The organism is Pseudoalteromonas sp. (assembly GCF_041613455.1).
Taxonomy (GTDB): Bacteria; Pseudomonadota; Gammaproteobacteria; order Enterobacterales; family Alteromonadaceae; genus Pseudoalteromonas.
Genome location: NZ_JBFJHD010000288.1, coordinates 1 through 3,215, shown reverse-complemented (window position 1 = coordinate 3,215; position 3,215 = coordinate 1). Strand labels below are relative to the sequence as shown.

Below are 3,215 nucleotides of genomic sequence, written 5' to 3'. Positions count from 1 at the left end.
TACACCGCCAATGCCAATTACGCAAAAATGCGCCTGTTGTAACCAGTCAAATTGTTGCTGGCCATATAAACGTTTGATCCCGCCAAAGCGGATGTCTGTTACTTTTTCAGTCATTTACCAATCCAGTTGCCATGGCGTTTGCCAGGCTTGAAAATCATCATCGGCTATTAATTGCGCAAATTCGCTGCCATTATTGGGTAACAGCGTAAATTGCATTGGCTGTTCATGCCATAAAAAATCAACCGCAAAGGCATGCAGGTAGGTGCGTTCACTGGGCGATCCCGCATAAGCGCTATCACCTAAAATAGGCGCACCTATGCTTTTTAACGCCACCCGTAATTGGTGCGTTTTACCCGAAAAAGGCTTTAAAATATAGCCTCGAAAACCCGGCTTATAGCTAAAAGAATAAAAGCGACTGATGGCCGGATCATTCATCGTGGGCAATAATTTATAGGTACCACGGCGCGATTTAGCCATATCGCCTTTCACCCAGCCTTGCTTTTTCTTGGCTTTAGCGTCACTGACAGCTAAATAATATTTATTAATGCGCCGCTCGGTAAATAATCGCGTAAAGCGTGCAGCGGCAGCCTTATTACGTGCCAGTATAATTACCCCCGAGGTCACTTTATCTAAGCGATGCACTGCATATAACTTTTCAGCAAACTGTTGTTCTGCAAGCACCACAAAGCCTGGGCCGTCTTCGGAGTGAAAGTTAACACCGGCGGGTTTTTCTAATATATAAAAGTCGTTATGACAATAAACAACATTTATATTGCTGGTTGTTGCTTGGCTCACGTGCGCTGGTTTTCTATATGCGCAATCACTTTGGCTAAATCTTCTGGAGTGTCAACACCCGCGTGAGGAGCAATCTGCGCTTGCTCAATCTTGATATGATAGCCATGATATAACACTCGTAATTGCTCAAGGGACTCAATCAGCTCTAGCGGCGATACACTCAGCTCAATATACTGTTTAATAAAGCCTGCTCGATAAGCGTAAATACCGACATGACGCTGAAAAGGGGTTAAATTAAGTGGGCTCGTCTGCCCCATCATCGCATTGCGGTCGAACGGGATACTGGCGCGAGAAAAATACAAAGCATTTTTATTAATATCACTAACCACTTTAACCGCATTGGGATTAAACACCTCATCACGCGCTTCAATCGCCACGCTTAATGTTGCCATTGGCGCGGTTGACTCATTTAGCAATGTAGCTACTTGTGAGACGTTTTCTGGCGCCAATAACGGCTCATCGCCTTGTACGTTCACCACGATAGTATCGTCATCTAAATTAAGTAACTCCACCACTTCGGCTAAACGTTCAGTGCCAGATTGGTGATCTTCACGGGTCATTAGTACATTGCTGGTGAAGCTGCTTACCGTATCAAATACTTTTTGATGATCGGTGGCAATAACCACTTTATAGGCCCCCGATAAACATGCTTTTTCATACACATGTTGAATCATCGGCTTACCACAAATATCGGCTAATGGTTTACCCGGCAAACGACTCGACGCGTAACGCGCCGGAATAACAACTACGAATTCCACTTTTCAACCTCTTCAAGTGATAATTCGCGCGCTTCATTTTCTAATAATACCGGAATATCATCAATCACCGGGTACGCTAACTTAGCGGCGGTGCTGATCAGTTCACTATTTTCTTTATCAAAGCGCAATTTCCCCTTACACACAGGACAGGCAATAATTTCGAGTAATTTTGTATCAAAGGCCATTGAGGATCCCTTTTTGTGTTAATAATAAATTTAATTGATTGATCACAGCCGCTGAAGGTTTTGCATCAACGGGTAAATAATACCAGTTAGGCTGTGCAAAACGGCGACATTTAACCGCGTCTTTTTCTGTCATCAACACCGGCTGTTGCGCAAACTGGGTAAAATCGTCGGCACTATAAGCATAATGGTCACGATAATGGTGAGTCGATAACACTGTGATCCCTTGCGCTTGTAGCGATTGTTCAAAGCGCTGTGGATTACCAATCGCACTCACAGCATGCCCTGCTAACACCGGCTGAGCCGCGGGTAAATTAGTCGCAACTGTTTTCAGCTTTCCAGCCTGTAGTTGATAATTACACGGCGCATCGCCGCCATTTTCGATCACAATATCGACACTGTTTAAGCGCTGTTTCGTTTCGCGCAGCGGTCCGGCCGGCATTAATAAGCCATTACCAAAACGGCGTACGCTGTCAACAATACAACATTCTATGCTGCGTGGCATTTTATAATGTTGCATACCATCATCAGAGATAATAACGTCAAGCTGAAACTGTTTTTCCAGTAACGCGATATTGTGCTGTCGATTTGGGCCCACAGCAAGCGGGCACTTTAGCCTATGATACAGCAAAATAGGCTCATCCCCCGCTTCAGCTGAGCAACTATGCTGATTAACTAACAATGGATAGTGGGCAGATTTTCCCCCATAACCGCGACTAATAATACCCACCGACAGCCCTTGCTCGGTTAAATAGTTATACAGCCATAGCACAAACGGTGTTTTACCATTGCCGCCAACACTGATGTTACCCACCACAATAATCGGTATATTACAGTTAAATTGCTGCAACACACCGCTTTTATAAAGCTGTTTACGCAATGTCGAAATTAACCAAAACACCCCTGATAGCGGTAATAACAACAGCGTAATTAAGCTAACCGGCCGATACCAGCTCTGCTCTATTTTACTCACCCTTGCTCACCAAACTGCATTTTGCATAACGCGGCATAGGTGCCATCATTGGCTAATAGTGTGCTATGGGTGCCGCTTTCAATCACTCGGCCATTGTCTATCACATAAATGCGGTCACTGTTTTCAATAGTAGATAAACGGTGCGCAATAACAATTGACGTTTTGTCTTTCATCAGTGTTTCCAGCGCCTGTTGAATCAATTTTTCTGACTCTGTATCGAGCGCAGACGTTGCTTCATCTAAAATTAAAATCGGAGCATCTTTTAAGATTGCGCGCGCAATAGCGATACGCTGACGTTGCCCTCCTGAGAGCATCACCCCGTTTTCACCCACCATGGTATTTAACTGTTCCGGTAAATCTTTAACAAACTCCCACACATGCGCTTGTTTCGCGACCTCGAGCAGTTCTTGCGAAGAAATGTCACGCTGCAAGCCATAACATATATTATTCGCAATCGAATCGTTAAACAGCACCACCTGTTGCGAAACCAAGGCGAATTGGCGCCGT

General features: G+C 44.6%; 5 protein-coding genes and 1 pseudogene. All 6 read right to left on the bottom strand.

What is annotated here, in order from left to right; all coding sequences use genetic code 11:
* Positions 1–114 (bottom strand): annotated as a pseudogene (locus ABYB02_RS16055) (tRNA cyclic N6-threonylcarbamoyladenosine(37) synthase TcdA); the annotation flags it as partial.
* A complete protein-coding gene (locus ABYB02_RS16050) occupies positions 115–795 on the bottom strand; it encodes a TIGR01621 family pseudouridine synthase (RefSeq protein WP_372763389.1) in 681 nt (226 codons plus the stop codon). It abuts the pseudogene before it with no gap.
* The gene (gene kdsB, locus ABYB02_RS16045) at positions 792–1,553 is read right to left on the bottom strand and encodes a 3-deoxy-manno-octulosonate cytidylyltransferase (RefSeq protein ID WP_372763388.1); all 762 of its coding nucleotides are present in this window, start codon (positions 1,551–1,553) and stop codon (positions 792–794) included. The genes ABYB02_RS16050 and kdsB overlap by 4 nt, the downstream gene beginning before the upstream one ends.
* On the bottom strand, positions 1,541–1,738 hold the full coding sequence (locus ABYB02_RS16040) for a Trm112 family protein (RefSeq protein ID WP_372763387.1): 198 nt from the start codon (positions 1,736–1,738) through the stop codon (positions 1,541–1,543). The genes kdsB and ABYB02_RS16040 overlap by 13 nt, the downstream gene beginning before the upstream one ends.
* The gene (lpxK, locus tag ABYB02_RS16035; protein WP_372763386.1) at positions 1,728–2,708 is read right to left on the bottom strand and encodes a tetraacyldisaccharide 4'-kinase; all 981 of its coding nucleotides are present in this window, start codon (positions 2,706–2,708) and stop codon (positions 1,728–1,730) included. Before lpxK ends, ABYB02_RS16040 begins: the two co-directional genes overlap by 11 nt.
* Positions 2,705–3,215, bottom strand: a 511-nt coding sequence (locus tag ABYB02_RS16030; protein WP_372763385.1) for an ABC transporter ATP-binding protein, incomplete at its 5' end; no start/stop codon positions are given. The genes ABYB02_RS16030 and lpxK, both read right to left, overlap by 4 nt.

Coding starts and splice junctions, on each gene's coding strand:
- ABYB02_RS16040 (WP_372763387.1), bottom strand. CDS start 1,738: ATGGCCTTTGATACAAAATTACTCGAAATTATTGCCTGTCCTGTGTGT.